This window comes from Streptomyces sp. TS71-3 (genome assembly GCF_018327685.1).
Taxonomy (GTDB): Bacteria; Actinomycetota; Actinomycetes; order Streptomycetales; family Streptomycetaceae; genus Streptomyces.
Genome location: NZ_BNEL01000001.1, coordinates 4,612,049 through 4,633,792 on the forward strand (window position 1 = coordinate 4,612,049; position 21,744 = coordinate 4,633,792).

Annotated in this window: 13 protein-coding genes; 9 read left to right on the forward strand and 4 right to left on the reverse strand. The window is 72.4% G+C overall.

What is annotated here, in order from left to right:
* Positions 1–43: 43 nt before the first annotated feature.
* Together gltB and Sm713_RS18655 are read left to right on the forward strand one after the other, a co-directional pair.
* Positions 44–4,717: a glutamate synthase large subunit gene (gene gltB / locus Sm713_RS18650; RefSeq protein ID WP_212910727.1), complete on the forward strand. Its 4,674-nt coding sequence runs from the start codon at positions 44–46 to the stop codon at positions 4,715–4,717.
* Complete coding sequence (locus tag Sm713_RS18655; RefSeq protein ID WP_212910728.1) at positions 4,710–6,170, forward strand: glutamate synthase subunit beta; 1,461 nt, start codon at positions 4,710–4,712, stop codon at positions 6,168–6,170. The genes gltB and Sm713_RS18655 overlap by 8 nt, the downstream gene beginning before the upstream one ends.
* A 551-nt stretch (positions 6,171–6,721) precedes the next feature.
* On the opposite strand, the gene Sm713_RS18660 is transcribed toward Sm713_RS18655, so the two are convergent.
* Together Sm713_RS18660 and Sm713_RS18665 are read right to left on the reverse strand one after the other, a co-directional pair.
* Positions 6,722–7,609 carry a hypothetical protein gene (locus tag Sm713_RS18660; protein WP_212910729.1) on the reverse strand — a complete coding sequence of 296 codons (888 nt, stop codon included), beginning with the start codon at positions 7,607–7,609 and terminating at the stop codon, positions 6,722–6,724.
* Between the two features lie 346 nt (positions 7,610–7,955).
* Complete coding sequence (locus Sm713_RS18665) at positions 7,956–9,356, reverse strand: IS4 family transposase (RefSeq protein WP_249416017.1); 1,401 nt, start codon at positions 9,354–9,356, stop codon at positions 7,956–7,958.
* Positions 9,357–9,499: 143 nt separating this feature from the next.
* Here Sm713_RS18665 and Sm713_RS18670 point away from each other — a divergent pair, with 143 nt between their 5' ends.
* The 3 genes from Sm713_RS18670 to pepN are packed head-to-tail and all read left to right on the forward strand — an operon-like array spanning position 9,500 to position 13,358.
* Positions 9,500–9,946, forward strand: coding sequence for a chorismate mutase (locus Sm713_RS18670; protein WP_212910730.1), 447 nt, complete (start codon positions 9,500–9,502; stop codon positions 9,944–9,946).
* The gene (locus Sm713_RS18675) at positions 9,943–10,797 is read left to right on the forward strand and encodes a GNAT family N-acetyltransferase (RefSeq protein ID WP_212910731.1); all 855 of its coding nucleotides are present in this window, start codon (positions 9,943–9,945) and stop codon (positions 10,795–10,797) included. Before Sm713_RS18670 ends, Sm713_RS18675 begins: the two co-directional genes overlap by 4 nt.
* A gap of 53 nt (positions 10,798–10,850) precedes the next feature.
* Positions 10,851–13,358: an aminopeptidase N gene (gene pepN, locus Sm713_RS18680; protein ID WP_212910732.1), complete on the forward strand. Its 2,508-nt coding sequence runs from the start codon at positions 10,851–10,853 to the stop codon at positions 13,356–13,358.
* A 177-nt stretch (positions 13,359–13,535) separates the two neighbouring features.
* On the opposite strand, the gene Sm713_RS18685 is transcribed toward pepN, so the two are convergent.
* Positions 13,536–14,156 carry a GNAT family N-acetyltransferase gene (locus tag Sm713_RS18685; RefSeq protein WP_212910733.1) on the reverse strand — a complete coding sequence of 207 codons (621 nt, stop codon included), beginning with the start codon at positions 14,154–14,156 and terminating at the stop codon, positions 13,536–13,538.
* 155 nt (positions 14,157–14,311) lie between these two features.
* Between Sm713_RS18685 and Sm713_RS18690 the strand changes: the two genes are divergently transcribed.
* Both Sm713_RS18690 and Sm713_RS18695 read left to right on the forward strand, forming a co-directional pair.
* Complete coding sequence (locus tag Sm713_RS18690) at positions 14,312–15,709, forward strand: aminotransferase class V-fold PLP-dependent enzyme (RefSeq protein ID WP_212910734.1); 1,398 nt, start codon at positions 14,312–14,314, stop codon at positions 15,707–15,709.
* Complete coding sequence (locus Sm713_RS18695; RefSeq protein WP_212910735.1) at positions 15,706–17,157, forward strand: lysine N(6)-hydroxylase/L-ornithine N(5)-oxygenase family protein; 1,452 nt, start codon at positions 15,706–15,708, stop codon at positions 17,155–17,157. Before Sm713_RS18690 ends, Sm713_RS18695 begins: the two co-directional genes overlap by 4 nt.
* A 288-nt stretch (positions 17,158–17,445) precedes the next feature.
* Here the strand turns inward: Sm713_RS18695 and Sm713_RS18700 are convergent, their stop codons facing one another.
* Positions 17,446–19,299, reverse strand: a complete 1,854-nt coding sequence (locus tag Sm713_RS18700) for a bifunctional UDP-sugar hydrolase/5'-nucleotidase (RefSeq protein ID WP_212910736.1) — start codon at positions 19,297–19,299, stop codon at positions 17,446–17,448.
* Positions 19,300–19,894: 595 nt separating this feature from the next.
* On the opposite strand from Sm713_RS18700, the gene Sm713_RS18705 reads away from it, so the two are divergent.
* Both Sm713_RS18705 and Sm713_RS18710 read left to right on the forward strand, forming a co-directional pair.
* Positions 19,895–20,668: a sulfotransferase gene (locus tag Sm713_RS18705; protein ID WP_249416371.1), complete on the forward strand. Its 774-nt coding sequence runs from the start codon at positions 19,895–19,897 to the stop codon at positions 20,666–20,668.
* Positions 20,669–20,854: 186 nt separating this feature from the next.
* A complete protein-coding gene (locus tag Sm713_RS18710) occupies positions 20,855–21,586 on the forward strand; it encodes an SIMPL domain-containing protein (RefSeq protein WP_212910738.1) in 732 nt (243 codons plus the stop codon).
* The last annotated feature ends 158 nt before the right edge of the window (positions 21,587–21,744 follow it).

Here is a 21,744-nt window from a genome sequence, read left to right on the forward strand (position 1 = left end):
CCTCTGGGAGGTGCCCATCGCCACGACGACGACGGGAGAGCCGATGCGTACGCCGCGCCAGCCGTCCCCGCATTCCGCGCCTGAGGCGCACTCCCTCCGGGGGTCCATGGATGCCCGCCCTGTCGCCCAGGGCATGTACGACCCGCGTTACGAGCACGACGCCTGCGGCGTCGGTTTCGTGGCCACCCTCACCGGTGAGGCGAGCCACGCGCTGGTCGAGCAGGCGCTGACCGTACTGCGCAATCTGGAGCACCGGGGCGCGACCGGCTCGGAGCCCGACACCGGGGACGGCGCGGGCCTGCTCTCCCAGGTGCCCGACGCGTTCCTGCGCGAGGTCACCGACTTCACGCTGCCCGAGGCCGGGGCGTACGCCGTGGGCATCGCCTTCCTGCCGCGCGCCGACGCGCTCGTCGCCGACGCCGCCGCGCCGGACGCCGACCCGCGCGCCGCCGGCGTGGACGCCGCGGCCAAGGCCGTCGCCCACATCGAGACCCTGGCCGCCGACGAGGGGCTGACCGTGCTCGGCTGGCGCGACGTCCCCGTAGCGCCCCAGATGCTGGGCACCACCGCCCGCTCCACGATGCCGGCCTTCCGCCAGCTCTTCGTCGCCGACGAGGCGGGCACGGCGCGCGGCATCGAGCTGGACCGCAAGGCCTTCGTGCTGCGCAAGCGCGCCGAGCGGGAGGCGGGGGTCTACTTCCCGTCGCTGTCCGCGCGCACCCTCGTATACAAGGGCATGCTCACCACGGGGCAGCTGGAGCCGTTCTTCCCGGACCTGTCGGACCGCCGGTTCGCGTCCGCGATCGCGCTGGTCCACTCGCGGTTCTCCACGAACACCTTCCCGAGCTGGCCGCTCGCCCACCCGTACCGCTTCGTGGCGCACAACGGCGAGATCAACACCGTCATGGGCAACCGCAACTGGATGCGGGCCCGCGAGTCGCAGCTCGCCTCCGACCTCTTCGGGGACGGCGAGCTCGCCCGCGTCTTCCCGGTGTGCACCCCCGGCGCCTCCGACTCGGCCACCTTCGACGAGGTCCTGGAGCTGCTCCACCTCGGCGGCCGCCCGCTCCCGCACGCCGTGCTGATGATGATCCCGGAGGCCTGGGAGAACCACCCCTCCATGGACCCGGCCCGGCGCGCCTTCTACCAGTACCACTCCACCATGATGGAGCCCTGGGACGGCCCGGCCTGCGTCTCCTTCACCGACGGCACCCAGGTCGGCGCCGTGCTGGACCGCAACGGCCTGCGCCCCGGCCGCTACTGGGTCACCGACGACGGCCTCGTGGTGCTCGGCTCCGAGGTGGGCGTGCTGGACATCGACCCCGCCAAGGTGGTCCGCAAGGGCCGCCTCCAGCCGGGCCGGATGTTCCTCGTCGACACCGCCGAGCACCGCATCATCGAGGACGACGAGATCAAGGCCGAGCTCGCCGCCGAGCACCCGTACGCCGAGTGGCTGGAGGCGGGCGAGATCGAGCTGGAGGACCTGCCCGAGCGCGAGCACATCGTGCACACGCACGCCTCCGTCACGCGCCGTCAGCAGACCTTCGGCTACACCGAGGAGGAGCTGCGCATCCTCCTCGCGCCGATGGCGAAGAGCGGGGCCGAGCCGATCGGCTCGATGGGCACCGACACCCCCATCGCCGTGCTCTCCGACCGTCCCCGGCTGCTCTTCGACTACTTCACGCAGCTCTTCGCGCAGGTCACCAACCCGCCGCTGGACGCCATCCGGGAGGAGCTGGTCACCTCGCTGCGCTCCTCGGTCGGCCCGGGCGCAAACCTGCTCGCACCCACCGCGGCGTCCTGTCGCAGCGTCACCCTGCCGTTCCCGGTGATCGACAACGACGAGCTGGCCAAGCTCATCCACATCAACGCCGACGGCGACATGCCCGGCATGAAGGCCGTGACCCTCTCCGGCCTGTACCGGGTGAACGGCGGCGGTCCGGCGCTGTCCGCCCGTCTCGACGAGATCTGCGCCGAGGCCGACGCCGCCATCGAGGCCGGCGCCCGGCTGATCGTGCTCTCCGACCGGCACTCCGACGCCGAGCACGCCCCGATCCCTTCGCTGCTGCTCACCGCGGCCGTGCACCACCACCTCATCCGCACCCGGCAGCGCACCCACGTCGGCCTGCTGGTGGAGGCCGGCGACGTCCGCGAGGTGCACCACGTCGCCCTGCTCATCGGCTACGGCGCCGCCGCGGTCAACCCGTACCTGGCGATGGAGTCCGTCGAGGACCTGGTGCGCGCGGGGACGTTCCTGCCCGACGTCGAGGCCGAGCAGGCCATCCGCAACCTCATCCACGCGCTCGGCAAGGGCGTGCTCAAGGTGATGTCCAAGATGGGCATCTCCACCGTCGCCTCCTACCGGGGCGCGCAGGTCTTCGAGGCGGTCGGCCTCGACGAGGAGTTCGTCGCCAAGTACTTCGACGGCACCGCCACGAAGATCAACGGCGTGGGCCTCGACGTGATCGCCGGCGAGGTCGCCGCCCGGCACGCCAAGGCCTACCCGGCCTCCGGCATGGCCCCGGCGCACCGCGCGCTGGAGATCGGCGGCGAGTACCAGTGGCGCCGCGAGGGTGAGCCGCACCTCTTCGACCCGGAGTCGGTCTTCCGCCTCCAGCACTCCACGCGCTCCCGCCGCTACGACATCTTCAAGAAGTACACCTCGCGGGTGAACGAGCAGTCCGAGCGGCTGATGACGCTGCGCGGCCTGTTCGGCTTCGTGACGGGCGACTCGGCGCGTTCCCCGATCCCGATCGAGGAGGTCGAGCCGGTCTCCGAGATCGTCAAGCGGTTCTCCACCGGCGCCATGTCGTACGGCTCCATCTCCCAGGAGGCGCACGAGACGCTGGCCATCGCCATGAACCAGCTCGGCGGCAAGTCCAACACCGGTGAGGGCGGCGAGGACCCCGACCGGCTGTACGACCCGGCGCGGCGCTCCGCCATCAAGCAGGTCGCCTCCGGCCGGTTCGGCGTGACCAGCGAGTACCTGGTCAACTCCGACGACATCCAGATCAAGATGGCGCAGGGCGCCAAGCCCGGCGAGGGCGGCCAGCTGCCCGGCCACAAGGTCTACCCCTGGATCGCCAAGACCCGGCACTCCACCCCGGGCGTCGGCCTGATCTCGCCGCCGCCGCACCACGACATCTACTCGATCGAGGACCTCGCCCAGCTCATCCACGACCTGAAGAACGCGAACCCGCGGGCCAGGGTCCACGTGAAGCTGGTCTCCGAGGTCGGCGTGGGCACCGTCGCGGCGGGCGTCTCCAAGGCGCACGCGGACGTCGTCCTGATCTCCGGGCACGACGGCGGCACCGGCGCCTCCCCGCTCACCTCGCTCAAGCACGCGGGCGGCCCCTGGGAGCTGGGGCTCGCCGAGACCCAGCAGACGCTGCTGCTCAACGGCCTGCGCGACCGCATCGTGGTGCAGACCGACGGCCAGCTGAAGACCGGCCGGGACGTGGTCGTCGCGGCGCTCCTCGGCGCCGAGGAGTTCGGCTTCGCCACCGCGCCGCTGGTGGTCTCGGGTTGCATCATGATGCGCGTCTGCCACCTGGACACCTGCCCGGTCGGCATCGCCACGCAGAACCCGGTGCTGCGCGACCGGTTCTCCGGCAAGCCCGAGTTCGTCGTGAACTTCTTCGAGTTCATCGCCGAGGAGGTCCGCGAGCTCCTCGGCGAGCTGGGCTTCCGCTCCATCGAGGAGGCCGTCGGGCACGCCGAGGCGCTCGACATCTCCCGCGCCGTCGAGCACTGGAAGGCGCAGGGGCTCGACCTGGAGCCGCTGCTGCACGTGCCCGACCTGCTGGACGGCGCGGTGCGCCACCGGGCGATCGCGCAGGACCACGGCCTGGAGAAGGCGCTCGACAACCAGCTCATCAAGCTGGCCGCGGACGCCCTGGCCGCAGGCGTCGGCACCGAGGCCCAGCCGGTCCGCGCCCAGGTGCCCATCCGCAACATCAACCGCACCGTCGGCACCATGCTCGGCCACGAGGTGACCAGGAAGTTCGGCGGCGCCGGCCTGCCCGACGACACCATCGACATCACCTTCACCGGCTCCGCGGGCCAGTCCTTCGGCGCCTTCCTGCCGCGCGGTGTGACGCTGCGCCTTGAGGGCGACGCCAACGACTACGTCGGCAAGGGCCTGTCCGGCGGCCGGGTGATCGTCCGCCCGGACCGGGGGGCCGACCACCTCGCCGAGTTCTCCACGATCGCCGGCAACACCATCGCCTACGGGGCGACCGGCGGGGAGCTCTTCCTGCGCGGCCGCACCGGCGAGCGGTGCTGCGTGCGCAACTCCGGCGCGACCGTCGTCACCGAGGGCGTGGGCGACCACGGCTGCGAGTACATGACCGGCGGCCGGACGCTCGTCCTCGGCCCGACGGGACGGAACTTCGCGGCCGGCATGTCCGGCGGCATCGCCTACGTCATCGACCTCGACGAGGCCAACGTCAACCCGGGCAACCTGGCCTCCCTCAGCCCGCTCGACGACACCGACCGGCAGTGGCTGCACGACACCGTGCGCAGGCACCACCAGGAGACCGGCTCCACGGTCGCCGAGAAGCTGCTGGCGGACTGGGACACCGCCGTGCAGCGCTTCAGCAAGATCATCCCAAGCACCTACCAGGCAGTGCTCGCCGCCAAGGAAGCCGCCGAGCGGGACGGTCTCTCCGAGACCGAGACCACCGAGAAGATGATGGAGGCGGCGACCAATGGCTGACCCCAAGGGCTTTCTCACCCACGGCCGCGAGGTCGCCGAGACCCGCCCGGTCGAGGAGCGCGTCAGGGACTGGAGCGAGGTCTACGTCCCCGGCTCCCTGCTGCCGATCATCAGCAAGCAGGCCAGCCGGTGCATGGACTGCGGCATCCCGTTCTGCCACCACGGCTGCCCGCTGGGGAACCTGATCCCCGAGTGGAACGACTTCGCCTACCGGGAGGACTGGAGCGCCGCCTCCGAGCGGCTGCACGCCACCAACAACTTCCCGGAGTTCACGGGCCGGCTCTGCCCGGCGCCCTGCGAGTCGTCGTGCGTGCTCGGCATCAACCAGCCGGCGGTCACCATCAAGAACGTCGAGGTCTCCATCATCGACAAGGCCTGGGAGAACGGCACCGTCGCGCCCCAGGCCCCCGAGCGGCTCTCCGGCAAGACCGTCGCCGTGATCGGCTCGGGCCCCGCGGGACTCGCCGCGGCCCAGCAGCTCACCCGCGCCGGCCACACCGTCGCCGTCTACGAGCGCGCCGACCGCATCGGCGGCCTGCTCCGTTACGGCATCCCCGAGTTCAAGATGGAGAAGCGGCACATCAACCGCCGTATCGAGCAGATGCGCGCGGAGGGCACCAAGTTCCGCACCGGCGTCGAGGTCGGCCGGGACCTCGACGCGGCCAAGCTGCGCGGCCGCTACGACGCGGTGGTGATCGCCGCCGGTGCCACCACCGCCCGCGACCTGCCCGTGCCGGGCCGCGAGCTGAACGGCATCCACCAGGCGATGGAGTACCTGCCCCTCTCCAACAAGGTGCAGGAGGGCGACTACGTCACCCCGCCCATCAGCGCGGAGGGCAAGCACGTCGTGGTCATCGGCGGCGGCGACACCGGCGCCGACTGCGTGGGCACCGCCCACCGGCAGGGCGCCGCCTCCGTCACCCAGCTGGAGATCATGCCGCGACCCGGCGAGGAGCGCAGCGCAGGCCAGCCCTGGCCGACGTACCCCATGCTCTACAAGGTGACCTCCGCGCACGAGGAGGGCGGCGAGCGCATCTACTCGGCGTCCACCACCCACTTCGAGGGCGACGAGGACGGCAACGTGCAGTGGCTGCACCTCGCCGAGGTCGGGTTCGTCGACGGCAAGCTCACGTCGAAGGAGGGCACCGAGCGGCGGATCCCGGCGCAGCTGGTCACGCTCGCGATGGGCTTCACCGGCACCGACCAGGAGAACGGCCTGGTCCGCCAGTTCGGCCTGGAGCTCGACGAACGCGGCAACATCGCCCGGGACGCCGACTTCCAGACCAACGTGCCGGGCGTGTTCGTCGCCGGTGACGCGGGCCGGGGCCAGTCGCTGATCGTGTGGGCGATCGCGGAGGGCCGTTCGGCCGCCCGCGGCGTGGACCGGTACCTGGCCGGCACCAGCGACCTGCCGGCCCCCATCGGCCCGATGGACCGCGCGCTGACGGTCTGAGAGTCCGCTTCGGGCCTGCGGCTGCTTTTCGCAGTTCCCCGCGCCCCTATGGGGCGCCGTGCGCCGAACGGCGCTGAACAGGACGTCCCGTACAACGGCGTACGGAACTGAGCGCGGCGCCTGCGCGTCCCCGACCGGACCATGCGGGCGCCGTTGCGCTGTCCGGCCTTAGGGGCGCGGGGAACTGCGCGACAGGCCACGATGGCGCGGTCGGTCCGTCATGAACGGGATGGGGCACTCGGCGGGGGCGCGTAGCGCGCTATCAGGGGCGCGGGGAACTGCGCGACAAGCCACGACGATGCGGTCGGTCCGCCACGAACGGGATGGGGCACTCGGCGGGTCGGCGCGAAGCGCCCTATCAGGGGCGCGGGGAACTGCGCGACAAGCCACGACGACGCGGTCAGCCCGCCACGCACCGGAAGGGGCACCTGGCAGGAGGCGCGAAGCGCCATGAACGGGGCGCGGGAACTGCGCGACAAGCCAGAAGAGCCCCGCAGAGCCGCACACAGAAGCGCACCCCACCGCGCCGGGGCGCAGCCCCACGCGTGCGCTCAGGTATCACACTCCAGCACCGTCCTGCACAGCCCACACCGCGCCCGCACCCGCCCCCGCACCGGCACCCTGACCCGCTGCCGGCAGGTCGGGCAGGCGAACGACACCCGCATCGGACCCTCGCCGTCGAAGGTGTACGGGCCATCGGCCGGGTACGGCGCGCCGTGGTCCTGGGCATACCGCCGGTCCTTGGCGTACCGCCGGCGCCCCGCCCAGCCGGCCGCGGTCAGCGGCGGCTGCCGTTCGTCGTGCTGCGCCAGCGTCATGCCCTTGGTGTAGGCCGTGTAGGCCTGCGGGCTGGTGAACCAGGGCGAGGGGTCCTCGTGGAACACCAGGGCGCGCTTGGCCAGGACGTACCCGAACTCCTCCGGGGTGAGGTAGCCCAGCTTCTGCGAGGAGACGGCGTCCTCCCGGAACGCGTCGAGCAGCAGCCACCCCGCGCCCAGGTAGGCGGCCGCGGTGTCGGTGAGGATCTCGTTGTCCCGGGTGCCGGGGAAGGAGAGGTCGAGGCGGTGCAGGTAGACGTGCATGACCTCGTGCGCCAGGGCCGCGCCGATGTCGTTGCGGTGGGTGCGGAAGCGGTCGTTCAGCTCGACGAAGTACTCGGGGCCCGCGGCGAGCTCCACATGGGCGGCATGCGTCATCTCGCGGAAGCTGACGATCACCCGGGCGTCCGGCAGGCGGTAGTGCCGCACCATCTCGTGGGCCACCCGCTGCACGCCCAGATAGAGGTCGTCCTGGTCGCAGAAGGCCACGTCGGCGGGGATCACGCTGGTCTCGAAGGTGTGCACGGTGTCGTAGGAGAGCCGCTTGTAGAGCGCCGTGAGGGCCGTGCGCACCGTGTCGAGGTGCGGGAAGCCGTGTTCCACCGGTCCGTCGTTCGCCACGCGCAACCCCCTTCAGAGGCCGCGGAACCCCTACCGGGCCGCGCCGCCGGGCACCGGTCGCCGAAGGGCGGACCACGTCCCGCCGCCCGGCGCCGCTTCCCACTGTAGACGCGCCGGCCCCGGCCTTCCGGCTGCCGCGCCCCGGCCGTACGAGAGCGCCGTCCCAGGCCGCACCGGAAAAACACGGGCCCCTGGAGTCCGTGATCACGGGAACGAGGCCCGGGGCGCTGTCCGGAAAGGACCGAACGCCTTTCGCGCGCCGCGGCCGGCCCTGCCACGGTCGAGCGAACGGCATCCCGCCCTTCGATGCCGTTCACGTGCACGGACTAGGGTCAATGCCGTTCGGTTAGCCGTATGGCGTGCTTGGCAATGGGTTGATCGCGATGTGGACGGTGGTTCTGTGGGTTCGGTGGTCGATGTCTCGGCCGACGGCGCGGTACTTGGAGTTGATCGCTCGTTTCTTCACGCGGGGCCGGGTTCGGTTGCGGCGGGCGGGCAGGAGGTCGTCGAGGATGGCGGTGCCGATCCGGCCGACGAGGTCGATCCGGGTGTGCGCGACGATGCCGGCGGCCCGGACGATCTGGTCTCGTGCTGCGTGGAGTGCGACGGTGAATGCTGCACGATCGGGGTCGATGTCGGGCCGGTGCAGGACGGCGTCGCTCATCGCGGTGCGTAATGCCTGGTAGGCGACCAGCAGTGCCCAGGTTTCCTGGGTGACGGCTGCTGGATGGCGACCACGGAGGACCCTGCCGCCGAGGATGGTCGACTTCAGCTCGCAGTAGCTGGTCTCGATCTCCCAGCGTTCGTGGTAGAGCCTGGCCAGGGCGGCCGCGGGTGCCTCGTCGGGGTCGAGGAGGCTGGTGACGAGCCGGTAGGCGCAGTGGGTGACGGTGCGTATGGCGGCGTGGTCCGCGGGGGTGACGGTGATCGTCGCGTCGATGACGCGGACGGTGACCTCGCCGATGCGGGAGAGGAACGTGCCGTCCGGCAGACGACGCAGGACCGGTAGCTTGAGTGCTGTGCTGTGGGTCTTGGCGCGTATGAGGAAGTCCGCGCCCGTGGAGGCGACCGTTTCCACGAAGGCGGTGGCCGAGAAGTTCCGGTCGCCCAGCAACAGCATCCCGGGCCGGAGTGTTCCGGTCGCGCCCGCGGTGGTGACCAGGCGGTCGGCGTAGGTCAGCTCCCCGGTCAGATCGGTGCCGAAGACGGCGTCTAGGAGGGTGCGGGTCCCGCAGGCCACCAGTGCGACCAGGCGCAGCATGGGGTAGCCGGCCGGCCCGTTCGGCCCGGCCTTCGCCTTCAGGAACACTGACAGGTTCGCGGGTGTGTCCGGCAGGGCGATCTGGGTGCCGTCGATTGCGACCACCAGCCTGCCCGCGAACCGTGCCGCCTGTGTCGCGGTCACTGCCGCGGGGCCTTTGACCAGGTCGAATAGGGCCTTCAACGGCTTGGGGCCCACCCGTCGCATCGCAGCCGTGATCGATGAAGGCGCCGGTGCGGGCAGCCGTAGGGGCAGCGAGGCCGTCAGCCGGGACCAGACCCGTGACCAGCCCAGGCCGGTGAACAACGCACCTGCGAGGAGGAGGTAGACCACCACCCGGGACGGCAGCCGCCGTATCCGAAGCTGCGGACCACCCGCGGACGCGAGTGCCTCGTCGACGAGGTCGAACGGAACAACCTGGGTCAACTCGCCCAGGTGCCCCACGGCCAGCACACCGGGAGCATGCGTAATGACAGAATCAGACACTGCAGCCCTTGTGGAGGAACACGAGTCTTGGCGGACCCGAGAACCACTACAAGGGCTGCACCCACACCACCAGCCGAAACGCCGAGACTTGCGCCACCGGTCGAACCCTTAACCGAACGGCATTGGGACTAGGGTTTGCACCCATGACGACCAGCAACGCCAACGAGGCGGAGCCCCTCTCCGCACCCGCGCACCACGGCGGTGCCGACGACGGGCACGGCGCACCCTCCGGGACGTCCGAAGTCGATCCCGCCGTCCGCGCCGAGCTGGGCCGGCTGCGCGACAGCATCGACAACATCGACGCCGCCGTCGTCCACATGCTCGCCGAGCGCTTCAAGTGCACCCAGCAGGTGGGCCACCTCAAGGCCGCCCACCGGCTGCCGCCCGCCGACCCGTCCCGGGAGGCCCAGCAGATCGCCCGGCTGCGGGGCCTCGCCGAGAGCGCCAAGCTCGACCCCGCGTTCGCGGAGAAGCTGCTGAACTTCATCGTCGCCGAGGTGATCAGGCACCACGAGCGGATCGCGGAGGACTCCCGGGGGCCCGCCACCGCGCCCGCCCCGCGCCCCGGGGCCGGGGAGGAAGCGCCGTGACCCTGCCGGCCGGCCGCTACACCATCGGCCGCGCCACGCTCGACGACTGGGCGGTGGTCAGCGGCTGGGCCCATGACGAGGGCTGGGACCCAGGGCTCTCGGACGCCCCCGCCTTCTTCGCCCAGGACCCGGACGGCTTCCACCTGGGCCGCCTGGACGGCGAGCCCGTCTCCGCGGTCTCCGTGGTCCGCTACGGCCCCGACTACGCCTTCCTCGGTTTCTACCTGGTCCGCCCCGACCAGCGCGGCCGCGGCTTCGGCCTCGGCGTCTGGCAGGCCGGTCTCGCCGCCGCGGGCAGCCGCACCGTGGGCCTGGACGGCGTGGTCGCCCAGCAGGGCAACTACCGCCGATCCGGCTTCGCCCCCGCCCACCGCACCCACCGCTACACCGGCCCGGCCCCCGGCTACGTCCCGCAGCCCGACGGCATCGTGCCCGCCGCCACCCTCGGCACCGAGGCCATCGCCGCCTACGACAGTGCCTGCCACCCCGCCGACCGGCCCCGCTTCGTCGCCGCCTGGCTCACCGTCCCGGGCCACCGGGCGCTCGCCCGTGTCACCGACGGCCGGCTCACCGGATACGGCGTGATCAGGCCGGCCCGGACCACGTACCGCATCGGCCCGCTGTTCGCCGACACCCCGGCGGACGCCCGCGCGCTGTTCGACGCCCTGACCGCCGGTACCGGCCGCACCCCCGTCGCCCTCGACGTGCCCGAGTCCAACCCCGCGGCCGTCGCCATGGCGGAGGGCCTCGGCCTCACCCCGTCCTTCGAGACGGCCCGCATGTACACCGGCCCCATCCGCCCCGTCGACGAGGGGAGGGTCTTCGGGGTCACCACCCTGGAACTCGGCTGAGCGCTCGGGCACCCGCTCTGTGCCGCTCGTCCGCGATCGGGCAGCATGTCTCCATGCCCGTACTGACGCGCGATGAAGCGCAGACCCGTGCCCGGCTCCTCGACGTGCAGCGCTACACGATCGAGCTCGACCTCACCCGCGGCGACGAGACCTTCGACTCGCGGACCCTGATCCGCTTCACCGTCCGGGCGCCGCAGGACACCGGCACCGCGGACACCTTCGTCGAGCTCGACCCGGCCGAGCTGCGCTCCGCCACCCTGGACGGGCAGTCCCTGGACACCGCGGCGCTCGACGGCGGACGCCTGCCGCTCACCGGCCTGGCCCCCGGCGAGCACGAGCTGGCGGTCGACGCCGCCATGCGCTACTCCCGCACGGGCGAGGGCATGCACCGCTTCACCGACCCCACCGACGGCGAGACCTACGTCTACACGCAGCTCTTCCTGGACGACATCAAGCGGGTCTTCGCCGCCTTCGACCAGCCCGACCTGAAGGCCGTCTTCGAGCTCTCCGTCACCGCGCCCGAGGGCTGGCAGGTGCTCGCCAACGGCATCACCGAACACCTCGGCGGCGGCCGGTGGCGGGCCGCGGCCACCCAGCCGATCTCCACCTACCTGGTCGCCGTCGCCGCGGGACCCTGGCACTCGGTGCGCACCGAGCACCGCGGCCTGCCGTTCGGCCTGCACTGCCGCCGTTCGCTGGCGTCCCACCTGGAGGCCGACGCGGACGAGCTGTTCGAGATCACCCGGGCGTGCTTCGACCGCTACCACGAGAAGTTCGAGGAGCCCTACCCCTTCGACTCCTACGACCAGGCGTTCGTCCCCGAGTTCAACCACGGTGCGATGGAGAACCCGGGCCTGGTGACCTTCCGCGACGAGTACGTCTACCGTTCCGCGGTCACCGACACGGAGCGGCAGACCCGGGCGATGGTGATCGCCCACGAGATGGCCCACATGTGGTTCGGCGACCTGGTCACCCTCGCCTGGTGGGACGACGTCTGGCTCAACGAGTCGTTCGCCGAGTACATGGGCTTCCAGACGCTCACCGAGGCCACCCGCTTCACCGACACCTGGGTCGACTTCGGTGTCGCACGCAAGGCCTGGGGCTACGACGCCGACCAGCGGCCCTCCACGCACCCCGTCGCCCCCGAGGGCGTCGAGGACACCGCGAGCGCCATGCTCAACTTCGACGGGATCTCCTACGCCAAGGGGGCCTCCGCGCTCCGCCAGCTCGTCGTCTGGCTCGGCGAGAAGAACTTCCTGGCCGGCATCAACACCCACTTCGCGCGCCACCGGTTCGGCAACGCCGACCTCGCCGACTTCATCGACTCGCTCGCCCGGCACACCGACCGCGACATGCACTCCTGGGCGGCGTCCTGGCTGCGCACCACGGGCGTGGACACCTTCACCCCGGCGCTCGGCGGCGACAAGGGCGCCTGGACGCTGGAGGTCCAGCACACCGGAGGCCGCCCGCACCGGCTCGCCGTCGGCCTCTACGACCGCGACCCGGCCGAGCCCGGCCGGCTGGTCCCGCGGACCCGCTGGGAGCGCGACTTCCCCGCCCAGGGCGGCCTGACCAGCCTGAAGGGCGACGGAGCCCGGCCCGCCCTGGTCCTCCTCAACGACCAGGACTACAGCTACGCCAAGGTCCGGCTCGACCCGGACTCCTGGAGCACCGCCGTCGAGGACCTGTCCGGCCTGCCCGACCCGCTGGCCCGTGCCGTCATCTGGAACGCCGCCCGCGACATGGTCCGCGACGGCGAACTGGCTCCCGCCGACTACCTGAAGGCGGCCCGCGCCCACCTCCCGCACGAGAGCGACCTCGCCATCGTGCAGGGCGTGCTGACCTTCGCCGGCCGGCAGATCGCCGCCCGCTACCTGGCCGGCGACGCCCGCGCGGCCGCGCTCAGCACCCTCACCGCCCTCTGCCGCGACCTGCTGAGGCGCACCGAGAGCGGGGAGAACCCGGGCCTCAGGCTCGTCGCCGTGCGCCACTTCGTCGACGCCGCCCAGCACCCCGCGTCCATCGCGGCCTGGCTCGCCGACGGCACCGTGCACGGCGGCCCGGAGCTCGACCCCGAACTCCGCTGGCGGATCCTCACCCGGCTCGCCGTCCTGGGCGCCACCGACGAGGCGGCCATCGGGGCCGAGCTGGAGCGGGACCCGAGCGCGACCGGCCAGGAGGGCGCGGCCCGCTGCGGCGCGGCGCTGCCCGACCCGGGCGCGAAGAGCCGCGCCTGGCAGGCCCTGTTCACCGGCGACGAGCTCTCCAACTACCTCTTCGTGGCCACCGCGGAGGGCTTCTGGCAGCCCGAGCAGCTCGACCTGCTGCGCGACTACGTGCCCCGCTACTACCCCGACGCCGTCGCGCTCGCCGCCCGCCGCGGTCCCGCCATGGCCTCGGCGGCGGCCCGGTACGCGTTCCCGGTGCACGCGGTGGACACCGAGCACCTCCGCGTCGGCGAGGCCTGCCTCCGCGACGCCGACCCGGTGCCGGCGCTCCGCCGCGGGCTCGCCGACCAGCTCGACGACCTCCAGCGGGCGCTGCGGGTACGGGGGGATTGAGGGGCCCGTCGGGCGCGGGGCCGTGGCGCAGGTCTACTCCGGCAGGGCTGCGCAGGTGGGGCTGTGGCCGCAGGGCTGCTCAGGAGGGGTTGTGTGCCCTGCGGCTCCGCGGGGGAGTCCGGGCCGGAGCCCGTGCCCGCCGGTACGGGTAAGGGACGGGGCCCTCAGCCGTCCAAGTCAGCCGTCCAAGCGCAGCTCCGCCCGCCGCACGGCGCCCTCCCGGGGGCCCGGACGGCGGTTGCCCGTACCGGCGCGGCTGCCCGTGCCGTCCGCTGCGGCCGGCTCCGCGCCGAGCGTGAAGCCGAGCGCGGACAGGAACGCCGCCCCCGGCGCCCAGCCCGGCGGAACCGTCGCCGTCACCCGCCGGACGCCCTCGGCCGCGGCGCGCTCCAGCAGCGCGCGGGCCAGCTCGGACCCCAGGCCGGTGCGGCGGACCTCGGGTGCCAGCAGGAACAGCCCCACCGCCGCGCCGTCCGGACCCGGGTGTCCCAGCACCACGTCCACCACCCCCACCAGGCCGCCCCCGCCCTCGACGACCAGCACCCGCTTGCCGTCCGGGTCCGCGCCCTCGGGCAGGGCGTAGTACAGGCTCTGCACGTCTCCGGGCGCCGACGGCAGTCCGGTGGCCGCCACGAACCAGTCCTCGCAGCCCTCGAACAGTGCGCTGAGCGCGCCCTCGTCACCGGGTACCGCCTCGCGCAGTACGGTCCACGCCCCGCCCGGGCCGTCGACCCGGATGCCGTCGCCGTCCGGACCGGTGCCGTCCCCGGCCCGTATGTCTCGATACGCGTCCGCCATCCAACCGACGGTACGCCACCAGCCCCCTAGCACACCAAAGTGTTCACGGCGGACGACGTTCCCCCTTTCGAGCGGGGTTGGCCGTACTCCCGGGTGGTGGGCCGGTGCGGCGGACAGGCTGGTGGTCCCGTCCATGCGCACCCGAAGGACCACCGATGAGCCTCTTGCAGCCGCTCGCCTCGGGCACCGAAGGCCCCGCGGCGTTGCGGCCGTTGCTGGCGACCGTGCTCGACTCCCTGCACGACGGCGCGGTGCTGCGCGGCGGCCCCCTGCCGGCCGGAGGGCCCGAGGCCGTGGCCGCGCGGGTGCGCCAGACCGTGGGCGCCGTGCTGCCGGAGCGGGGGGACGGCGCCGAGGCGGCCCTGCGCCAGCTGGTGGCCGTCCTCGCCGAGGGCTCCGCCGACCCCGCCGACCCGCTGTGCGCCGCGCACCTGCACTGCCCCCCGCTCGCCGTGGCCGCCGCGGCCGACCTCGCCGCGTCCGTGCTCAACCCCTCCATGGACTCCTGGGACCAGGCCCCCGCGGCCTCGGCCCTGGAGGCCCTGCTCACCCGCGCCCTCGCCGCCGAGGTCTACGCACGGCCCGACGGCACCCGCCGGTCCCCCGACGCACTGGTGACCACCGGCGGCACCGAGGCCAACCAACTCGCCCTACTGCTCGCCCGGGAGCGGTACGGCGGCACCGTCCAGCTCGTCTGCGGCGCCAACGCCCACCACTCCCTGCCCCGCGCCGCCTGGCTGCTCGGGCTGCCCGCACCGGTCACGGTGCCGGCGCCCACCGGCGTCGTCGACCCGCTCGCCCTCGCCGACGCCCTGCGCGCCCGGGCGCCGGACACCCCGGTGCTGGTGGCCGCCACCGCCGGGACGACCGACGCCGGGCTCATCGACCCGCTGCCGGGCATCGCCGACGTCTGCGGCGCGGCCGGTGCCCGGCTGCACGTCGACGCGGCGTACGGCGGCCCCCTGCTCTTCAGCGAGAAGTTGAAGCCACTGCTCGCCGGGCTGGACCGGGCCGACACCGTCACCCTCGACCTGCACAAGCTCGGCTGGCAGCCGGTCGCTGCGGGCCTGCTCGCCGTCGCGGACCCCCGGGACGCCGACACCCTCGGGCACAGCGCCGACTACCTCAACGCCGCCGACGACACCGAGGCCGGACTGCCCGACCTGCTGGGCCGCTCGCTGCGCACCACCCGCCGCCCCGACATCCTCAAGATCGCGGTCACCGTCCGGGCCCTCGGCCGGAGCGGGCTCGGAGCGCTGGCCGACGCGGTCTGCGCACACGCCCGCGAACTCGCCGCGCTGATCGCCGAGCACCCCGGCTTCGAGCTCTACGGCACGCCCACCATCAGCACCGTCCTGTTCCGGCCGTCCGGCGCCGACGACACCCATGTCGCGCACATCAGGCGCCGGCTGCTCACCGAGGGCCGCGCCGTCATCGGCCGCGCCCACCTCGCCGGACGGCTCTGGCTCAAGGCGACCCTGCTCAACCCGCACACCCGCACCAGCGATCTCGCCGCACTCCTGAAACTGGTGGAAGGACACGCCCCCCGATGAGCCCGACACCCCCCACAGCCGGCCTCGCGCCCCACACCTCACACGACACCGCCGAGGCCGCGTCCGGCACCGAGCCGGACGATGCAGAGGCCGCGTCCGGCGCCCCCGCCGACACCGCCCCCCGCGACCTGGTCGGCGTCGGCATCGGCCCGTTCAACCTCTCCCTCGCGGCGCTCGCCCAGCCGCTGGACGCCCTGGACGCCGTCTTCTACGACCAGCAGCAGGCCTTCCAGTGGCATCCCGGGCTCCTCATCGACGGCGCCACCCTCCAGGTGCCGTTCCTGGCCGACCTGGTGACCCTCGCCGACCCCGCGAGCCCCTGGTCCTTCCTCGCCTACCTGCGCAGCATCGACCGGCTCTTCCCGTTCTACTTCGCCGAGCGCTTCCACATCCGCCGCGCGGAGTACGACGCGTACTGCCGCTGGGTCAGCGAGAACCTCCCCGGACTGCACTTCGGCCACCGCGTCGACGGCATCCACTGGGACGCCGAACGGAGCCTGTTCCAGGTCGACTTCACCCGGCTCGGCCCGGGCGGCCACACGCAGGACTCCGGCCGCACCTACGCCAAGAACGTCGCCCTGGGCATCGGCACGGCACCCGAGGTACCCGAGCCGCTGAAGCCGCTGGTGGAGGCCCGGGGCGTGCCGGTGATCCACTCCTCCGACTACCTGCGGCACCGCGAGGGCATCCTCGCCGCCGCGCACGTCACCGTCATCGGCTCCGGCCAGTCCGGCGCCGAGGTCTTCCTCGACCTGCTGCGGAACCGCCCCGCCGGGCGCGAGGGGCTGCACTGGCTGGCGCGCACCGAGGCCTTCGCGCCCATGGAGTACTCGAAGCTGGGCCTGGAGCACTTCACCCCCGACTACACCCGCTACTTCCACGCCCTGCCGGAGCCGGTGCGCGACGGCCTGGTGCCGCGCCAGTGGCAGCTCCACAAGGCCATCGACGCCGACACCATCGCCGCCATCCATGACGAGCTCTACCAGCGGACGTTGCACGGCGGCTGGCCCGACGCGGTGCTCACCCCCGGCGTGCTGGTGCGCACGGCGGGCCGGGTGGCCCTCGGCCAGGTCGAGCTGCACCTGGAGCACGTCCACCAGGGCAGCCGCTCCCGACTCACCACCGAGGCGGTCGTCCTGGCCACCGGCTACCGCGAACGGCCCCTGGAGGGACTGCTCGCGGACATCACCGCCCTGATACGGCGGGACTCCGCGGGCCGCCCGCTGGTCGACGAGCAGCACCGCCTGGTCCTCGACCCGTCGATCGGCGGCGCCGGCCGGCACATCTACGTGCAGAACGCGGAACGCCACAGCCACGGCGTGGGCACCCCGGACCTCGGCCTCGCGGCCTGGCGCAGCGCGACGATCCTCAACACCCTCACGGCCAAGGAGGCTTACCCGCTCCCGGAACGCACGGCGTTCACCACGTTCGGCCTGCCGGCCACATAAGCGCATGCCCCTGCCGGGGCGAGCAGGCCGTCGGGGTGCCCCGGCCCACCCCAGGGGGCGCGGGGAACTGCGCGACCAGCCACGACGACACCGTCAGATCGCCACTGTCCTGAGGAGTCTGGTTCTGTCGTGTCCGACCCACCGTCCCCCACTGCCCTGAAGGGGCGCGGGGAACTGCGCGACCAGCCACGACGACACCGTCAGATCGCCACCGTCCGAAGGGGCTGGTTCTGTCGTGCCCGACCCACCGCCCCAACTACGAGCCGGGGCGCAGGCCCCGCATCGGACTCACCGGACTGAGGAAGCGGCCCCGCCGAACACCGGCACCCCGGCCCGGGTCAGCCCCCACCCCACCGGGGCGAACGATCCCGGATCGATCGCCCCCTGCTTCTGCACCCACGCGACGATCGTGTCCCGGATCTCCTCCGAACTGGACCAGACCCGCTCCGCCCCCGGCAGGTGCGGGTAGTTGCCCCCACCACCCGCCCGGTAGTTGTTCACCGCGAACACGAACCGCGCGGAGTCGTCCAGCGGCTCGCCCCGAAACCGCAGATCCGTGATCCGGGAACCGGCAGGCCGCGCGATGTCGATCCGGTAGGTCAGGCCGGACACCACGTCGTAGTTGTAGTCCGGGGTGTCCTCCGCGTTGGTGAGCCTCGCCGGATCCACCGGCGCGCCCGGCGCGGTCCGTACGTAGTACTTCGCCGAGTACTCCAGGTAGTCCCGCACCTGTGCACCCGTGACCAGCCGGGCCTCCAGGGTGTTGTCGAACGGGTAGAGCCCGGCGGCGTCCCTGATCGTGATGTCACCGGCCGCGATCCGAACCGCCCGGGAGAAGCACGAGGCCTGTGACAGCACCGGCAGGTCCGCGTACGCACCGCCGGCCAGCGCCGCCCGCACGGTCTCGGTCTGCACCTGGTTGATCAGGGCGATCAGCGGCACGTCCTTGTAGGGCCCCTCCGCGGTGTCCGTCGCCGTCTTCGAGGTGCCGACGACCTGGTTGACGTACGCGACGACCTTCTTGTGCTCCTCGGCCAGCAGACCCGTGACCGCCGGGTCCTCGGCGGCCGTGTTGGAGTTCAGGACCCCCGCGCCCACCCGCTCCACCACCCACTGCCCCCGCGACCACACCAGGTCGAAGTCGAACAGGGTCAGCCGCTGCCCCCACTTGAGCGGCTCGGAGAGCACGACCTGCCGCCCCGTCTCCTCGTTGGCGACCCGCCGCTCCGGGATCTCCACATGCGCGTGGCCCACCAGGATCGCGTCGATGCCCGGCACCCGCTCCGCGATCCGAGCCGCGACGTTCTCGTCGTACGGGAGCTGGCCGCCGTACGACGGGCCGCCGTCCGCACCCGAGTGCGCCGCGACGACCACCACGTCCGCGCCCATCGACCGCAGCCTCGGCACCCAGTGGGCGGCCTGCTCCACCAGGCCGGGGAAGGTCATCCGCCCCGAGACGTTCTGCTTGTCCCAGACGGCGATACCGGGATTGGTGAGCCCCAGGACCGCGACCCGCACGTCGGGGCCGCCAGGAGTGCCCAGCCGTCTGAGGACATAGGGGCGGAATGCGGGCCGCCCCGTTCCGGCGTCCAGGGCGTTCGCGGCCAGCAGCGGGAAGTCGCACTGCTCCTCGAACTTCCGCAGCAGCGGAATACCGTAATTGAACTCGTGATTGCCGAGGGCCGCGGCGTCATATCCCATGGCGTTCATGGCCCGCGCCATCGGATGCACCGGACCCGCATCCGCGGTGATCGGATCGACCCTGGCGTAGTAGTACGAGAGCTGGGTGCCCTGAATGGTGTCGCCGGCGTCGATCAGCAGGGTGTTCCCGGGGCCCTTCTCCTCGCGGACGCCGGACACCAGCGTGGACACCTTCGCGAGGCCGACGTCATTGTGGGCGTCGTCGTCGAATTCCCGGTCGGTGAAATAGTCCCAGTTGAAGACATTCCCGTGCAGATCCGTGGTGCCCATGACGGTGAACGAGTAGCGCCGCGGTTCCCGGCCTCCGAGCCGCCCGGTGCCCGGTTCAGGGTCGGCGTCCGCTCCGGCGGCCGCCCCGGGCGCGGCGGTGCCGCCCGCCACGGCCATGCCCGCTCCCGTGACGGCGGACCGCCCCGGGAAGGTCCCTCTGCCGTGCGGCATCCCGTCTCCTCGTCGTGAGCCGTGTCGTCGTGCACGACCACACTGACAACACACCTGGATTCTGGCGCACCCGCCCCCGGGTCGCACTCTCGCCGTGTCTCGATTCGATCGGTTCACATGGATATATATGGGATGAATGCCGCAAAGGGGACTTGGTGCAGGTCAAGGGTTCCCCGGTTCGGCACAACGTTCGGTCAGAATCCCATAAAGAATTAAGGAACAAGCAAAGCCGCAGGTCAGAAGGTATATGTGACCGCGTCTCGGGGGCGTTGGTTGCCTGTTGGACACCTCTTGTTCGCCTGTTGCCCCTGGTATGGCCGATGTGGGGGGAGGCCACCACCGGCCAGGCGGTCCGGGCGCGGCGCTCGGGACGCGGCGCTCCGGACACGACCGCCGGCACAGCACGGCAGTACGTGACGGAAGGAGCGCCAGCGTGCGACAGACTCGGATGTCGAACCTCCGAAAGGGGCTCAAGCGGCGGGGTAGACTGATGGCCCAGGCGGTGAGCCCACCACGGCGGAGTCCGGCGTCGCGCTCGCCGCGTTCGACCAAGTTCTCCGGGCCCTCCGGCTCGTCCGGGTCCCACGCGGACGGCGTGGACGGCGCACTGGACCGGGCGGTCGGGTACGTCGCCCCGCCCGCCCCCCGGCTGGTCGACTCGCCGGTCTTCGTGCTCTCCTCCGTGCGCTCCGGCTCCACCCTGCTGAGGGTCCTGCTGAACAGCCACTCCCAGATCCGCGCCCCGCACGAGATGCACCTGCGCACCCTCCACGTCCACCTGGCCCGCGAGTTCACCGCGCAGGCCATGAAGGAGCTGGCGCTCGACAAGGAGGAGCTGGAGCACGTCCTGTGGGACCGGCTGCTCCACCTGGAGCTGAAGCGCAGCGGCAAGGACGTCATCGTCGACAAGACGCCCCCGAACACCCTGATGTGGCCGCGCCTGAGTCGATGTTGGCCGAACGCCCGCTACATCATCCTGCTGCGCCATCCGGCCGCCGTCGTCACCTCGCTGGCCAGCCGCCGCACCGACCCCGACCTCACCGAGATCGAGGCGGAGGTGCTGAACTACAGCGAGAAGCTGGAGGAGGCGCGCACGCACCTGCGGGCCCATGTGGTCACCTACGAGCAGCTCACCGCCGAGCCCGAGAAGGTCACCCGGGGCCTCTGCGACCACCTCGGCGTCCCCTGGGAGAGCGGCATGCTCGACTACGGCAGCCATGACCACGGCGACTTCCAGCCCCAGCTGGGGGACTGGAGCAGCGCGATCAAGTCGGGCCGCATCCAGAGCGCCCGCGGTGCCGACCCGGACGTCCGGCTGCCGGGCCGGCTGGGGGAGCTCGCGGACGAGTGGGGCTACCGGACGGACTGAGCCCGGCTGAGCCGGGTTGAGGGCGCTCGGGCGCACGGCGGGGGAGCAAGGGAGCGTCCGGCGGGTGGGGCGTGCCGACGGCGCCGGTGGAGGCTGCGCGAGGCGGGGGCGGGGCGTGTCGACGGCGCCGGCGGAGGTTCCGCAAGGCGGGGGCGGGGTGTGCCGTCCGGTGCGACAGTGGTCGGCATGACCACGCACCCGCCCGCCGGCGGCGCCGAGCCGTCCGCGCCCGTGCCCTACGGCACCCCCGAAGCCCCCCGCGTCGCGGTCCGCGGCGAGGCGCACCTGGAGCGTGATCCGGAGATCGCCCGGATCGACATCACCGTCGGTGCCCGCGGCTCCAGCAGGCGCGCCGCCCTCGACGACCTCACCGGCCGGAACGCGGCCGTCCTCGACCTGGTCGGGGAGTACGGGGATGCCGTGGAGCGGCTGGAGACGGGCGCCTTCTCCATCAGCCCCGAGCTCTCACGGCACGGCCGCGGCGAACGGGTCCGCGCCTACCACGGCCGGGTCCGCATCGGTGCCGAGCTGGCCGACTTCACCGCGCTCGGCGAGCTCGTCAGCCGCCTCGCCGACCAGGACCTCACCCAGGTCGACGGCCCCTGGTGGGCGCTGCGCCCCGACTCGCCCGTGCACCGCGAGGTCCGCCAGCAGGCGGTGCGTGAGGCGGTGCAGCGCGCCCGCGAGTACGCCCAGGCGCTGGGTACGGAACTCGCCGCGCTGGTGGAGATAGCGGACATCGGCGCCGAGCAGCCGATAGCCCCCGGTGCCCCCGCCGGCATGCACAGGCGGATGCCCACCTCGTCGTTCGCCGGTGCCCCCGGAGGGGAGGCCGCCCCGCTCGACCTCCAACCGCAACGCCAGCACGTCCATGCTCAGGTCAATGCTCGCTTCACTATGATTGCGCCGCATTTGTGACTTGTGATGTCGCGAGTGACGACCGTGTTATATCGCCGCTATTATCGCTCATCAGAGCGACCAGTCGCACAATTCAACAGTTGTCAATAACCCTTCATGCAACGGTTGTTGAGTGGTCACGTGCGGCCAATTCTCTACCCGCCGGTAAGGCCTACTCT